At 65.5% G+C, this 13,531-nt stretch carries 12 protein-coding genes; 4 read left to right on the forward strand and 8 right to left on the reverse strand.

Annotated elements, in window-relative coordinates; all coding sequences use genetic code 11:
• Position 1: 1 nt before the first annotated feature.
• The 3 genes from J2X01_RS17035 to J2X01_RS17045 all read right to left on the reverse strand — a co-directional run bounded on the left by J2X01_RS17035 (position 2) and on the right by J2X01_RS17045 (position 4,196).
• Complete coding sequence (locus J2X01_RS17035; RefSeq protein WP_310060088.1) at positions 2 to 934, reverse strand: ABC transporter permease; 933 nt, start codon at positions 932 to 934, stop codon at positions 2 to 4.
• A 526-nt stretch (positions 935 to 1,460) separates the two neighbouring features.
• Positions 1,461 to 3,230 (reverse strand): class I adenylate-forming enzyme family protein, encoded by a 1,770-nt coding sequence (locus J2X01_RS17040; protein WP_310060091.1) that lies wholly within the window; start codon positions 3,228 to 3,230, stop codon positions 1,461 to 1,463.
• 543 nt (positions 3,231 to 3,773) lie between these two features.
• Positions 3,774 to 4,196, reverse strand: coding sequence for a universal stress protein (locus J2X01_RS17045; protein WP_310060093.1), 423 nt, complete (start codon positions 4,194 to 4,196; stop codon positions 3,774 to 3,776).
• Positions 4,197 to 4,303: 107 nt separating this feature from the next.
• Here J2X01_RS17045 and J2X01_RS17050 point away from each other — a divergent pair, with 107 nt between their 5' ends.
• Positions 4,304 to 5,011 (forward strand): hypothetical protein, encoded by a 708-nt coding sequence (locus tag J2X01_RS17050; protein ID WP_310060096.1) that lies wholly within the window; start codon positions 4,304 to 4,306, stop codon positions 5,009 to 5,011.
• Here J2X01_RS17050 and J2X01_RS17055 read toward each other — a convergent pair.
• The 5 genes from J2X01_RS17055 to J2X01_RS17075 form a co-directional block, all read right to left on the reverse strand.
• Positions 5,008 to 5,970, reverse strand: coding sequence for a winged helix-turn-helix transcriptional regulator (locus J2X01_RS17055; protein WP_310060099.1), 963 nt, complete (start codon positions 5,968 to 5,970; stop codon positions 5,008 to 5,010). The two genes, J2X01_RS17050 and J2X01_RS17055, sit on opposite strands and share 4 nt — an antisense overlap.
• A gap of 159 nt (positions 5,971 to 6,129) precedes the next feature.
• A complete protein-coding gene (locus J2X01_RS17060; RefSeq protein WP_310060103.1) occupies positions 6,130 to 7,374 on the reverse strand; it encodes a CaiB/BaiF CoA transferase family protein in 1,245 nt (414 codons plus the stop codon).
• A 54-nt stretch (positions 7,375 to 7,428) separates the two neighbouring features.
• Positions 7,429 to 8,400, reverse strand: a complete 972-nt coding sequence (locus tag J2X01_RS17065; protein ID WP_310060106.1) for an LLM class F420-dependent oxidoreductase — start codon at positions 8,398 to 8,400, stop codon at positions 7,429 to 7,431.
• A 194-nt stretch (positions 8,401 to 8,594) separates the two neighbouring features.
• On the reverse strand, positions 8,595 to 9,545 hold the full coding sequence (locus J2X01_RS17070) for a winged helix-turn-helix transcriptional regulator (RefSeq protein ID WP_310060110.1): 951 nt from the start codon (positions 9,543 to 9,545) through the stop codon (positions 8,595 to 8,597).
• On the reverse strand, positions 9,538 to 10,371 hold the full coding sequence (locus J2X01_RS17075; RefSeq protein WP_310060114.1) for a zinc-binding dehydrogenase: 834 nt from the start codon (positions 10,369 to 10,371) through the stop codon (positions 9,538 to 9,540). Before J2X01_RS17075 ends, J2X01_RS17070 begins: the two co-directional genes overlap by 8 nt.
• A 167-nt stretch (positions 10,372 to 10,538) precedes the next feature.
• Between J2X01_RS17075 and npdG the strand changes: the two genes are divergently transcribed.
• The 3 genes from npdG (at position 10,539) to J2X01_RS17090 (ending at position 13,309) form a co-directional block, all read left to right on the forward strand.
• Positions 10,539 to 11,204, forward strand: coding sequence for an NADPH-dependent F420 reductase (npdG, locus tag J2X01_RS17080; protein ID WP_310060117.1), 666 nt, complete (start codon positions 10,539 to 10,541; stop codon positions 11,202 to 11,204).
• Positions 11,205 to 11,214: 10 nt separating this feature from the next.
• A complete protein-coding gene (locus J2X01_RS17085) occupies positions 11,215 to 12,159 on the forward strand; it encodes an alpha/beta hydrolase (protein WP_310060120.1) in 945 nt (314 codons plus the stop codon).
• A gap of 88 nt (positions 12,160 to 12,247) precedes the next feature.
• On the forward strand, positions 12,248 to 13,309 hold the full coding sequence (locus tag J2X01_RS17090) for an LLM class flavin-dependent oxidoreductase (protein WP_310060122.1): 1,062 nt from the start codon (positions 12,248 to 12,250) through the stop codon (positions 13,307 to 13,309).
• Positions 13,310 to 13,531 lie beyond the last annotated feature (222 nt).

Below are 13,531 nucleotides of genomic sequence, written 5' to 3' on the forward strand. Positions count from 1 at the left end.
TTCAACGCACCTTCGGGTTAAAAGTCCGGTAGGACAAATCGACGAGCAGGTTGACGATTAGGACCGCGATTCCTGCAACCAGTACGGCTCCCTGGATAACCGGGATGTCCCGCTGCAGCACTGCATTGATCGAAAGGGCCCCCAGTCCTGGGATACCGAAGATCTGTTCCACGATGAGGGAGCCGCCCAGCAGGAAGGTAGCCTGGAGTCCAATCACTGTCATCGCCGGGACACCGGCATTCTTCAGGGCGTGTTTCAGAAGCACCACCCGAGGCAGGAGTCCCTTGGCTGTTGCCGTGCGGACGTAGTCCTGTTCGAGCACCCCGATCATCGATCCGCGGAGCTGCCTGGCGATTTCGGCGGCAGGAGCTGCCGCCAGGGTGACGGCAGGCATGATGATGTACCGGAGCCACTCGGCCGGGTCTTCCCAGAATGGGCTGTAGCCGGAGGAAGGAAGCACCCTGGTGTACAGCGAAAACCCGACTACCAGCATGAGTCCCAACCAGAAAGTGGGAATGGCGACCCCCGCCGAGGCCACCAGCGTGATGAGCCGATCAACCGTCTTCCCGCGGTTGGCAGCCGCGATAATCGCCGCTGGCACGGCCACGATGACTGCAAGCGACAACGCGGTTAGCGCCAGTCCGAGGGTGACAGGGAATCTCTCCGAGATCAGTTGGGAGACCGATGTCCCGCCCTGCAGCGAGGAACCCAAGTCGCCCGAGATAGCCCTGAGGATCCAGCGACCAAACTGGACAACCACGTTGTCGTGCAGGCCCAGCCGCTGGCGGGTTTCCTCGATTTGCTGCTCGGTCGCTTCCGGGCCGGCGGCGGTCATCGCCGGATCGCCAGGAACCAGCAGGATCATGAAGAAAGTGATGGCGGAAACCATGACCAGCAGGGCCAGCGAACTCACTAAACGCTTTACAACTATCAATTCTCACGCCTTCGTGATGGGGTTCACAATCCTGACGTAAATGACTATCAGTTACGAAGTCAGCTTTGTCAACCCGCGTTGTCTTTACCGTATTTTTGCCGAAATCTAGCGGCTTTTGAGGACCGGCCTCATGGGTCGGGATGGGCGATGGACCCCTGTGGACGTGGCCACCGAGAGGCCAAAGTGGTATCCACTTCAAGCACTTGGCTGAAGTGGTTGAACCAATGAAGGTTTAGACTATCCGTGATGCAGATCTCGGTCAATGGCCTGCGGTGTTTACCAAGAGAACTTTTCATGCTGTTTTTAACGAAGCCAGCTTACTGTTGGGCGGCGGGCGTCTGGGCGGGAGGCGGCCAGGTCAAGGCGGAAGGGCTCGCATCGCCGGACGGGCACCGTGCAGCTGTACAAGGCGCCGCTGTGGCTCCCGCGCGCGGCCTGGTGGCCCTGGACCTCCAACCTTCGATCCGGCCCGGCGCGGAAACGCGAAGGTGATCAGCCGGCACCGGGTTCCGTTTTTACGTCTGACTCATGCGCCGTTTCGTGCCGCCAGTGCCGGGTACCGGCGCACGGCCGGGACGGCCCTGCCGTCATTGCCGTTGATCATGGCGCGTAACTCGGCCTTGAGAACCTTCCCGGCCGGGTTTCGCGGCAGATGATCAATGAGCTCCATCGACTCGGGCAGCTTGAACGTGGCCACCCCCCCGTCATTGAGGTAGTCAAGCAGATCCCGCAGGGTGGGTGGAGCATTCCGGTCCGTAGGCACCACGAATACGCACGTCCGTTCGCCGAGCCGGATGTCGGCCCGGCCGACGGCGGCCACTTGCGCAACCTTGGGATGTGCCACCAGCAAGGACTCGATCTCCGGGGCGGAGATGTTCATCCCGCCGCGGATAATCAGGTCCTTCGCACGGTCCACGAGGATGAGCATGTCCTCCACCGCGGCAGAGCGTTCGAAGATGTCACCCGTGCGGAAGTACCCCTGCTCGTCAAAGGTATCGTCTGCCCGGTGGAGGTAGCCGGAAAAAATATTGGGACCCTTGACGCGCAGCTCCCCTGCCACGCCGGGCTCGGTGATGTCCTGGCCGGTCTCGAGGTCCACCAGCCGGGAACTGCCGCGGCGGCCGACTTCGGTCCGCCAACGGAACAGTGGCGAGCCGGGCATGGGCAGGCACCGGCCGCGCAGGGCCGGGTCCGGCACAGAATCCGCGTCGGCGAACAGCTGCACCCCCTCGGTGGCTCCAAAGAAGTTGATGATCTCAACGCCGTGATCCGATTCCCACCGCTTGATCATCCACCCGCTAAGTGGCGCGGACCCTGAGCCCAGGATGCGCAGGGAGGACAGGTCGTACCGGGCGAAGATTCCGTCATCGGCCACCATGTCGTTGAGGATCGTGGGAGGCGCCACGGAATAGGTCACGGATTCCGCTTCGATCTGCGCGGCATAGACTTCCACGTCAAAGGGCTGATGCATCACCAGCCGGTAGCCGGTCAGTAGCCAGGGCAGGAACATCCCGGTAATCGAGCCGCCATTGACCATCGGCATGGGACACAACACCACGTCGCGGAACGTCAAACCCGGTGACGCGACCGTGGCCGAAGCGCTGACCAGCGAGTCGCCATGCGCACGGGGAACGCCCTTGGGCGTACCGGTAGTTCCGGAAGTGAACAGGATAATGGCGCAGTCATTCGGGTGCGGCCGCAGGCTGCGCACATAGGCTTCATATTCATTGTTCCCCCGCGGCCCCCGGAGAACGTCGTCGAGGTCCAGGGCGGTGCCGGCGCCGGCCACGCCGTCCTCCCAGATGAACAGATCTCCCGGGCCGCCCGGGGCGTCCAGGGCCTCCAGCACAGCGGACACATCTTCGCGCAGGTCCCGGCTGGAAAACCCGGCCGTGGTGACGATGGTCCTCGCCCCGGCGATCCGGGCGAGCTGGCCGATCTCATGCCGGCGGTACGCAACGGGGTACGGAGACAAGACCGCCCCGAGGCGGTTGAGTGCCAGATAGGTGATGGCCAATTCCACCGAGTTGGGGATCTGGATACCTACGACATCGCCTTCACGGATCCCGTGCAGGAAAAAGACCTCGGCGCATCGGTCCACGGCGGCATCCAGAGCGCCCCAGGTCAGGCGGCGAGGCTCCCGCCCCAGATACAACGCCTTGTTCGGAGCATCCACCAGGCACTCGCGGTCCGGGAAGCGTCCCACGTTGCGCCGGAACAAATCTCCCCAGGTGTCCCCGCTCCACCAGCCATCGGCAATGAATCCCTGGACCGCTTCATCACTGAAAAGCCGCATGCGTACTACCTCTCGATTCCAACCATACAGACAGCACCCTACTGTGGTTTCCGCAACTGGTGGGTGCGTCGCCGGTCATGTGTCAGGGCGCCGGGGCCGGACCCACACCGGTGCGTGACTCCGACCTCGACCAGCGGCTGCGCGAAGCGGTCTCCGGCGACGCCGGTCCGGACCGCGAGCCGGTTCAGCCTGGGACTTTACCCAGAGATTGCAGGGGCGGGGAGTCATATCATGGCCGAAGGCGTCTGTAGAAGTCTCCCGGCCCCGCGCCGGCCTTGACAGTCCACGTACTGTTCCCCCGCCGGACGGTCCAGCTCCATCTCGGCGCGCAGCGCTTCGGGGCGTCTTCTGGCATGATGTGCCGGGCCGGGGCAGACCCGGGGAAACGTTCAAGTTCCATCGCCTGAATTCAAGAGACGAAGCAACAATGGGCCCGCCTCTTGCGTTGGACACCACGTCTGCCGATGACACCTGATTATGGTTCCATTACGAATTTAGAAGTCCAGCTGCACTGGGTCCCGGGAGCGCGTCGGGACCGGTGGGCTAGGTGGTTTTCACGATGTAGACGTCGCAGGGGGCGTTGTGGGCGACGGTGTTGGCCACACTGCCCAGCACCCTGCCGAGCCCTTGCATCCGCCGGTTGCCGACGACGATCAGCTTCGCGTTCAGGCGCTCGGCTTCACCGATCAGCACGTCCTGTGGCTTGCCGGGCACGGCGGCGCAGCTGATCTCCGAGGTGGTGGTGCCCAGCAGCCGCGCGATGTCCGCGGTCATTATTTCTGCCTGCGCTGCGTCGGAGAACATCCAGCGGTCGCTGCCGATCGCCACGACCCCGCCGGTGTCGCCGTCATAGGCGGTAACGACACGGAGGCTTGCGCCCATCCCCGCCGCGAGACGGGCCGCCGTCCTGGCCGCCTCCAATGCGGTCTCGCTGCCATCAACGCCAACAACAATGATTTCGCCCATGCTCTTGCTCCTTCGTGGGGGGTGTGTAATCTGGATAACACTTCACTACACTAAGTGACACTTCGAGGCGCCATGCTGCGCCGCTCCGGCCAATTGAAAGGTTAAAAATGCCGCAGGGCCTTGACACCGCCATCCGCCACTTCGTCCTTACCACCGAAAACATCGCCAGGACCAGCGGTGAACTCCACGAGTGGCTCGGCGTGGGCCAAGGGCAGACGCACAGTTATACCCTCGAATACGGGTTCGTCAACGAGATCGTGATGCTCGGCACCTCGTTCGTCGAGCTGGGTCAGCCGATCTGGGCCGGTCATCGCCTCCACGGCGTGCTGGAGGACCGCGGAGGGGATTGCGCGCAGATGATCGTCCTCGAGACGGACGACGCTGTCGCCCTCCGGGAACGTGCCCTGGCCCGGAACTTCACGCTGGTCAAAGACAAGGAATTCCAGGGGCAGAAGGTCCTCCAGTTCGATCCTGAGGTTTTTGGCACCCGCTTCGAGACGTATGAATACCACCTGCCGGACGGCTGGTGGACCGGGCGGCCGGAGAATTACACGCCCAGCACCGTGGTCGAGGACGTCCTGGGTGCGGATATTGCCGTCGGACACCCGGCGCAGACGGCCGCCAGGATCGCCGAGGTCTACCGGGCCAAGCTGGATGCCGATGGGACAAGCGTGCATTTTGGCGACAAGACACTGCACTTCGTCCCTGCCGACGGCGGCTGGGAGGGACTGACGGCCCTGAACCTCGCTGCCCTGGACCCTGCCCGCCGCGGTGATTCGCGGACCATTTGCGGTACCGAGTTCCGCTTCGTCTAAGCTTCGTGCCGGTGCTCGACCGGTTTGAGCCCGGCTTGGTACCGGGCCTGCATGCTGATGGCGGAGCCCACCAGCACGACACCGCAGGCAGTACAGGCAAACGAGGGGATGAATCGTTCGCCACACGCCTGGTGCCGGATCACGAGGGGCACCGGGCCGGCGGTGATCCACTGCGTTGCCCAGTCGACAAGGACAGCAAAGACCGGGAAAAAATCGAGTCCTTTCGCCGTGAGCCGGTATTCCTCACGTTTGCCGCCGACGGTGATGGGCTGTTTTGCCAGGACCCCCTGTGCTGCGAACATGCCCAGCCGTTCCGTCAGGGTGCCGGGTGGGACCGGAGTCAGCAGGCGCTGGAAATCGCCGAAGCGGCGCGTCCCCAGCAGGCTTGCGGAGAGGACGGCGGTACTCCAGCGGTCGCCGATCACCTCGATGGAGTCCGGTATGCGAAAGTCGCCGACTTGGGCGCTGCGACGATATCGGCGCGGCGGGTTCGCCATTCCGAGCCCGCGCCCGGCGGTCCGATGGGCCGTTGTATCCCGTGGACCGACCCCCGCCGCACCGCAGGAGGCACAGCAAAGCTGCGGTGCGGCCTCCTGGCCGCAGCTGAGGTGGATCAGGCGCGGAACGGGCGCGCGGCCCGAGGTTGTCCCCCAGCGCATATCCCACCCGTGCAATGCCACGAAAAGGCGCCACAGATCCTTGCCGGCCGATGTGAGGTAATAGCCCTTCCGGACGGGGGAACGCGAATAGACCCGCGTGCAGAGCATCCCGTCCGCCACCAGATCACGCAGGCGTGTTGTGAGCACAGGATCGGAGAGCGGGAGCGTCGACTTCCAGTCCTGGTAGCGGAAGGCGCCCTGCAACGCCCCGCGGATGATCATCAGGTTCCACCGGTCCCCCAGCAGCACCAGGGCACGCTCAAGAGAGTCCAGAGCGCCTGGCTCTGCATCTGCGGGCATCCGGCCTCCATGCTGCGGGCCCGCAGTACACGGGCGGCAACAAACGCTACCACGGGCATCGAGGATGCCGGCACGGGACCGCGCCGGAGGCTTTGACCGGGCAGGCAGGCCCCCAGCACCGGACAGAACGCTTCCGGCGCCGGGGTACCGGCGTCACAGCTAGGCGGTGACTACCGATGCGGCACGGCGGGCAGTGACGCGGTTTTCGAGGCCCGAGCCTGCCAGTGCATCTTCAATGGCCTCGAGGTCTTCGCTGGAAACCCCGGCGTCCGCCAGTTCTGCGCGTGTGTCGGCGCCCAAATTGGGCGGGAGTCCGCTGCCGGAGGCTGGCTGGCCGTTGATAAGGAAGCCGGGCGAGGCGAGCCGGAGAGTGCGCTCCGTGTCGATGCTGGTTTCCTCCATGAGGCCCAGGTGTTGCGCCTGGGGGTCTTCGAGTGCCTCGGAGAGCGTGAGCATCGGTGCCACCGGAAGCTTGTGCTCCACGCACAGCCTGACCCACTCGTCACGGTCACGGCTGGCGGCCAGCCGGTTGACCGCCTGATTGAACTCGACGTGGTTGTCCACCCGGTCATTAAAGGTGGCAAAGCGGCTGTCATCCAGAGACCCGTTTGCCTCGAAAATCGTCTTGAGCAGTTCGAATGCCTCCGGGCGTTCCCCGATATTTACCACGAATGAACCGCCGTCACGGCCCACGCAGGCCAGCATCCCGACCCTGGCCTGCCGCGCGAACGGGTTGTTGGACGCCGCACCGGCGCCGACCAGGGCAACTGCCTCGCCCATGAAATCGGTGACGGCGCCGAGCATCGGAACGTCAATCCGGCAGCCTTGGCCGGTTCGCTCCCGTTGGACCAGCGAAGCGCTGATCAGTTGGACTGCCCTCATCCCCGTCAGCAGGTCCGAGAAGAGCGGCCCTGCGGGCGTGGCCCCCGTGGCGATCATCTCGCTGTAGAGGCCGGACCGCGAGGAGATCACCGAATCGTACCCCGGCTGGTCGGCCATGGGGCCGGTGGGTCCGTAGCCGGTGATGGTGCAGTGGATCAGCGACGGGTTGATCTCCGCCAGGGCCTGCTCATCGAGTCCAAGCCGCGCCAGCACGCCGGGACGGACATTGTCCAACAACACGTCGCAGGTTCCGACGAGAGTGTGGAGGGCCCGCCGCCCCGCATCGCTTTTGACGTCCAGGGCAACGCTTCGCTTCCCGCGGTTCCAGGATGCGTACTGGGGACTCCAGTCAGCGTCGCCGCCGCGCATCCAGCGGGTCGGGTCCCCGCCGGTGAGGGGGTTTTCGACCTTGATCACGGTGGCTCCAAGGTCCGCGAGGGCGCGGGCAGCGCTGGGGGCGGAGATGTACTGCCCCATTTCGAGCACCCGGATGCCTTTTAGCAGCTGTTGGTCATTCGACATAAAATTCTCCTCATTGAGTTGGGACCGCAGGGTAAGCAGGACCGCCGGGGCGGGCTAGAGCAGTTTGGACACCGCGGTCAGGGTGCGGACACCGCCGGGGTCGCCCGCCGTCGTCGGAACGATGCAGATCTCATCCACGCCGGCGGCGAAGTAATCGTTGATGCGCGCTTCGACATCGCCGACACTGCCGGTCAGGCAGGTGACCGCCGCCAGTTCTTCGTCAGGCATGGCCGCCCGCAGTTCCTTGGGGTGCGGACGCGTCTTGGCCAGCGCCACCAGATCACCGAAGCCGGCCTCGATAAACATGTCGCTGTAACCGGGCGCGGCCAGATACCCGGTTTTGCTCCTGATCATCTGCTTCGTGTCTTCCCCCGTCGGATCAACAGAGGTGGCGAGCCAGAGGGCTACCGGCGGCTTCGGCCGGCCGGCGGCCGCCGCGGCGTCGGCGACCTGGGCGCATAGCTTGCGTGCAGACTCGACGGTGACCATGTTAAGCAGAACCCGATCCCCGTGCGAAGCCGCGATCTGGATGGCACGCTGCCCGAAGGCGGCCACGGCCACGGAGGAGCCGGGCGCCGGAAGGCGCAGGTGGTAGCCCTGGGTGCTCAGTGTTTCGCCCGTGAAATCCACCTTCTCGCCCTTAAGCAACCGCGAGACGACCTGGGTGCTCTCTTCCAGCCGCTGGGCCGGACGCTCCCGCGGCTGGCCGTGCCATTCGGAAACGACCACATTGCTGGAGGTGCCCAGCGCGATATTGATGGGGCGCCCGATAGCCGCGGACACCGTAGCGGCGCCCACCGCGATATTGACCGGGGTCCGCACCGACACTGCGAAGGGACCCAGTGCCGGGGTGATGCGCCTGTTCTGCAGGCCGATGGCGGTGGCCAGGGAAAAGGCATCAAACGTCGCCATCTCGCCGATCCACAATTCCTCGAACCCGAGCCTGTCAGCCGCTGCCGCCGTCTCGAAAGCCTCCTCCGCCGGCCGGTCCTGCCACAGACCCAGCGTCGCATTGATTTTTCCCATGGGTTTTCTCCTCAAATGATTGTGTACCTGGCGCGCATAGGCGGCGTCCAAGGTGCCGCGGACCACCAAAAATGTTCAGCCCCCGTCGCAAAGCCTTCTTGTATTCACTATGATTATCGAAGTCAGATATGTCAATAGCCCCGGTTATTCCGGGCATACCTTGGCCGGGGGACCCTCAAAGCTTCTGGAATCAGTTACGGATTTAGAAGGTCGAAGCGCACTTCGCGGTGCCGCAGCAGTTCCCCGCAGTGCCCGCAGGAAAACTCGGGGAGCAGTTTGCGGCCGCACAGGTCATGCGTGATCTCAAGGCTGGATTCTTCCCCGGAACGAATATTCTCGTCAGCCCACCGGACGATCTGCATCAGCACTGTGGAGAAGCCCCGGCCCTTGTCGGTGAAGCGGTAGTCCGTGCGGCCCCCTCCCCCAGCCAGTTCCTGGGGCCGCAGGATGCCCAGCTCGACGAAACTGGAAAGATGTGCGGAAAGGACCGTCGGCGGAATCCCCAGGAACCGCTCAAAATCGGTGAACCGGCGGATACCGATGACAGCGGCCGAGACCAGAGCCAGATTCCACCGGTTGCCCAGCAGTTCCATCGTCTCCGGATCAAACCCGAAATCGTGGCTCAGCGCCGCGGTGCGGCCTTGGCGGTGACGCCGGGGCATCGACCCGCCATAGTTATACTCCGTCCTGGTGCGCCGCACCGATGTTTCACGCGTGGTGACCGGCAGCCGGCATTTGCCGCAGACCAGGACCGGGGCGGCCGAGTGACCGCACCTGGTATGCACCATCTCGGGCCTTGGCCCGGGACGCGGCTCGAGCCATTGGCGCTCCCACGCCCACGCTGCAACAAAAATCCGCCAGGTGGCCTTGCCGGAACTTGAGAGCCGGTACTCATACCGGATACGGCCGTCCTTATAGGGGGTCTTGACCAGCAGGCCCGCCTCGGTGAGGGTCTTGAGCCGATCGGACAGCACAGAGTCCGACGCACTCAGGGACGAGCGGAGCTGCTGATATTTATGCTCCCCGAGGAAAATCCGCTGCAGGATCAGCAGGGTCCAGTGTTCGCCAAGCAGCGCCACCGCGCGGCCGGTCCTGCTCGCCGCCGGCAAGGCTGCAGTGGCCGCCGGCGCAACTTCATTAATCACGTAGATTCCTTACTGACTCACATCGACAACACCGCGACCGAGGCACTCCCCGGCCAGAAGGCCGACGAAGGATCCCGGCAAACTGGCCAGGCCCGCGTACGGTGGCAACGGCTTTCAGGGGCTTCACCAGGGCCGCCCGGGACACCAGGGACTCCAGGGACGTCCGCTCATCGTAATGGTCATTCACCCACAGCCCGGACATGCTGATCGCCCGACGGATCAAAATTGACGTCTCCTCAAGGGCGGGCCCATGGTGTCGACCGGCGGCGTTGCCGACGAGCACAATCCGGCCGCGGTCCCGCTTATGGTCCACGGCGGCGGCGAGGTGGTCACCGCCGACCGAATCGAAGTACACATCCAGCCCTGAGGGAGCCATCCGCTGCAACTGCCCCACCAGGTCGCAGTTGCGGCCCATCACCAAGTCGACTCCCAGTTCGTCACGCAGGAAACCGGTCCGCCCGGGCCCGGAGGCGCTCGCAACGACGCGGGCACCCAAAGCCGGGGCAAACTGTACGGCACACGTTCCGACGCCGCCTGCCGCGGCCGAAACCCATACTGTCTCCCCTTCGCGCAGCCGTACGACACCGCCCAGCCCCGCATAAGCGGTCATACCCACGTGGCCGAGCAAAGTCAGGTGGGGCGTCGAACGGCCCGTGCCCAACCGGGATTTGAGGCCAGCGTTCAGACCAAATGTCTCGGCGCGCACGCGGACCTGCCCGGCACTGAGTCCCGCAGGGACACGTCCGGTGCGCACGGCGAAGTCGCCCGCGTCCAGCCGGTCGCCCGGCACCCGCGCCAATTCAATCCACCGGTTGCGTTCCTGCATAGCCGCTGCCTCCTCGTTTCTTCGAGCGCCCCCTTGCTCCAAGGCGGATCCATCCCACGCCAAGGAAAAGACTGTCCTAACTCTTGAATTCGTAGTACTCTGCTTTTCATCGTTGAATTCTCCGCATCTAAAAGTAACCCTTATCCGCACCACTTCCTAGGAGCAGCATGACCACCTATAAGATCGCAGTCGTGGGCGGGTCCGGCCCGCAGGGCAAGGCCCTGGCCTACCGCTTCGCCGGGGCCGGCCACACCGTGACCCTCGGCTCCCGGTCAGCCGAGCGGGCAGAGGTTGCGGCCGAGGCCGTGAACGCCAAACTGGCCGGCAACGGTGTGGTTGGCGCCGCGGACAATGGCACGGCGTTGCAGGGCGCCGACGTCGTGCTGCTGGCAGTCCCCTACGAGGGGCACGCGGAACTCGTCGCGTCCCTGGCCGGCAATCTGGCCGGCAAGGTCCTCATCAGCTGCGTCAACCCCCTGGGATTCGACAAGCGGGGACCTTATGGTCTCGACGTCGCCGAAAGTGCCGCCGAAGAGGCAGCACGCCTGGCGCCCGCAGCCACCGTCGTGGGCGCGTTCCACCACCTGTCCGCGCCGAACCTGTGGGCGTCGGCGGACCTGCTTGACCATGAGGACGTCCTGGTCTGCGGCGATGACTCAGGGGCGAAAGCGGTGGCCATCGAGCTGGCGAAGGCTGTCACGGGCCGCGACGGCGTCGACGCCGGCGCCCTGCGGCTGGCCCGCCAGCTGGAGCCGCTGACGGCCGTCCTGATCAGCATAAACAAGGCGTACAAAACCCGATCGGGCGTGCGCATCAGCGGCCTGCCCGAATAGGGGCGAGGACATGCCAGCGACGACACCGCCGACCGGGACGGACATGCCGGACACCGGCATCCGGGCAGAACCGGTCAGCTTCGGACGCCCCGGCGAAACGCTCAGAGGAACGCTCTACGCACCTGCGGGCACGCCGGGCGCGTTGCCCACCATTGTCATGGCCCACGGTTGGGCGATGGTTGCGGGCGGCAATCTGGATGACTATGCCAGGGTCTTCGCGGGCCGCGGATTCAATGCGCTGACCTTCGACTTCCGCAATCTGGGCAAAAGCGACGGGCTGCCCCGTCAGGAGCTTGATCCGTGGCGCCAGGTGGAGGACTTTCGGACGGCGATCTCCTATGCGCGGAGCCGTCCGGACGTCGACCGGGAACGGATCGGCCTCTGGGGGACCAGCTACAGCGGAGGCCACGCGCTGGTTGTAGCCGCCGTGGACAAACGCGTCAGGTGCGTGGTCAGCCAGGTCCCCACCATCAACGGCTTCGAGAACGCCCGCCGGCGCTTCTCCGGGGATCGTGCGGCAGCGCTGCGCGCGGCCTTCGAAGCGGACAGGGAGACGCGCTTCGAAGGCGCGGCTCCACGGACGATCCAGCTCGTCGACCCTGATCCGCACGCCGCGGTGGCCTACCCCGGGGAGGATTCCTACGGCTATATGTTCGGGGAGTCGTCCCGCTGCCCGGGGTGGGTCAACGAGGTGACCCTGCGGTCCCTGGAAATGGCGCGGGCCTATGAACCCGGGTCCTTCGTGCCGCGGATCGCCCCCACACCGCTGCTGATGATCGTGGCCGAGGACGATGTCCTGACCCCGGTGGACCTGCAGCAGGACGCCTTCGAGGCGGCCGGGGAACCCAAGCGGCTCATGCAGGTCCCCGGCGGCCACTATTCTCCCTATGCCGCCCACTTCGAGCGGTCCAGCCAGGCGGCGGCGGGCTGGTTCACCGAACATCTGCATCCGTAAACCAGCGGCCGCCGGAACAAGGCCTGGTCTCAGCCCATCCGCGCAGTCCGGGCCGTAATTCCCTCTGATTAGGACAACTATGAAAATCGTGACCAACTTGGCCAGCGACGGGTTCGACGGCTTCCTGCAGCGGGCCCGTGCCGTTGAACGTGCCGGACTGTACGGGATCGGCGTCGGCGACACCCCCCAATTCCGTGATCCCTACGTCAGCCTGGCCGCGGCCGCGACGGTTACCTCCAGGGTCAGGCTTGGCCCGGTGGTGACCAATGCCGTCACGCGGCATCCGGCGGCGACGGCCTCGGCCATCTCATCCCTCGACGACCTGTCCGGCGGCCGGGCGTTCCTGGGATTCGGCGCCGGGGACAGCGCGGCACATCAGCGGGGCGCGCGCCCTTCACGGATCGGCGAACTGCGGGAGGGTGTCACCGCCATCCGCGATCTCCTGCACGGACGGGGGACCCAGTGGGCCGGTCAGCCGGTGGGTCCACAGTGGAGCCGGGGTCCGGTCCCGCTGGTGCTCGCCGCCAACGGACCGCTTTCCCTCCGGCTTGCAGGCGAGCTCGCGGACGGGGTGCTGATGGGCGGCGGCATCGATCCCGATAACGTGGCCTCCGCTGTCGGGAGGGTGCGGGACGGTGAGGCGGCGGCGGGACGGACACCGGGTTCGGTGGACATCTGGATCGTCGCCAGGACATCCATCGCCGGATCCCTGGAGGAGGGCTACGAGCGCGTCAGGATCGTGCTGTCCGTCGCCGCGAACCATGCCCTTCGGGCCGATCTGAAGGCCGGGCGGTTGCCCGACGACCTGATCGAGCCGGCCCGGACCTACTGCGACGGGTATTCCTTTGACCACCACGGCACCGGTCCCGCCAACCCCAATGTGGACCTGCTCGAGTCCCTCGGTCTGCGGGACTATCTCGTCGAACGCCTGGCCGTCGTCGGGAACGGGGAACACGTCGCCGCGGCCTACACCCGGCTCGCGCGGCTTGGCGTGACAGGAGTCCTGGTACCGGCCGTCAGCGAGGATGCGGACGAGCTGATCCGGCGGCTCGGCGAGGAAGTCCTACCCCGCGTGGACGGACTGGGGCCCGGCACCTCGGCAGCCGCCGGAGTCGATGTCCTGGCCCCCGCAGCCTTTGGAGACCTTTGACGATCGTGACCACCCCGGCCGGCGGCGCCGGCACTGCCGTGAACCCTGCTTCTGCCCCGCCGGGGCAGGGACGGACACCCCGGGTCCGGCGGCGACGGCACTCGCGAAAATACACGAACTCATCACTATTGGAGATAGCCCATGCCTGACGTTGAAACATTTGTCCCCGACACGAGCGCGATACGGCGGGCGCTGCGGCGTGCCGGTGACGGGGTGACGCTG

Origin of the sequence: Arthrobacter ginsengisoli (assembly GCF_031456935.1) — a bacterium.
Taxonomy (GTDB): Bacteria; Actinomycetota; Actinomycetes; order Actinomycetales; family Micrococcaceae; genus Arthrobacter; species Arthrobacter ginsengisoli.

Excerpts from the sequence above, each read along its gene's own strand:
- J2X01_RS17065 (WP_310060106.1), bottom strand. The coding sequence starts at position 8,400 with ATGGGAAAAATCAATGCGACGCTGGGTCTGTGGCAGGACCGGCCGGCG.
- J2X01_RS17045 (WP_310060093.1), bottom strand. The coding sequence starts at position 4,196 with ATGGGCGAAATCATTGTTGTTGGCGTTGATGGCAGCGAGACCGCATTG.
- J2X01_RS17085 (WP_310060120.1), top strand. The coding sequence starts at position 11,215 with ATGCCAGCGACGACACCGCCGACCGGGACGGACATGCCGGACACCGGC.
- J2X01_RS17050 (WP_310060096.1), top strand. The coding sequence starts at position 4,304 with ATGCCGCAGGGCCTTGACACCGCCATCCGCCACTTCGTCCTTACCACC.
- npdG (WP_310060117.1), top strand. The coding sequence starts at position 10,539 with ATGACCACCTATAAGATCGCAGTCGTGGGCGGGTCCGGCCCGCAGGGC.
- J2X01_RS17040 (WP_310060091.1), bottom strand. The coding sequence starts at position 3,230 with ATGCGGCTTTTCAGTGATGAAGCGGTCCAGGGATTCATTGCCGATGGC.
- J2X01_RS17060 (WP_310060103.1), bottom strand. The coding sequence starts at position 7,374 with ATGTCGAATGACCAACAGCTGCTAAAAGGCATCCGGGTGCTCGAAATG.
- J2X01_RS17075 (WP_310060114.1), bottom strand. The coding sequence starts at position 10,371 with ATGCAGGAACGCAACCGGTGGATTGAATTGGCGCGGGTGCCGGGCGAC.
- J2X01_RS17055 (WP_310060099.1), bottom strand. The coding sequence starts at position 5,970 with ATGCCCGCAGATGCAGAGCCAGGCGCTCTGGACTCTCTTGAGCGTGCC.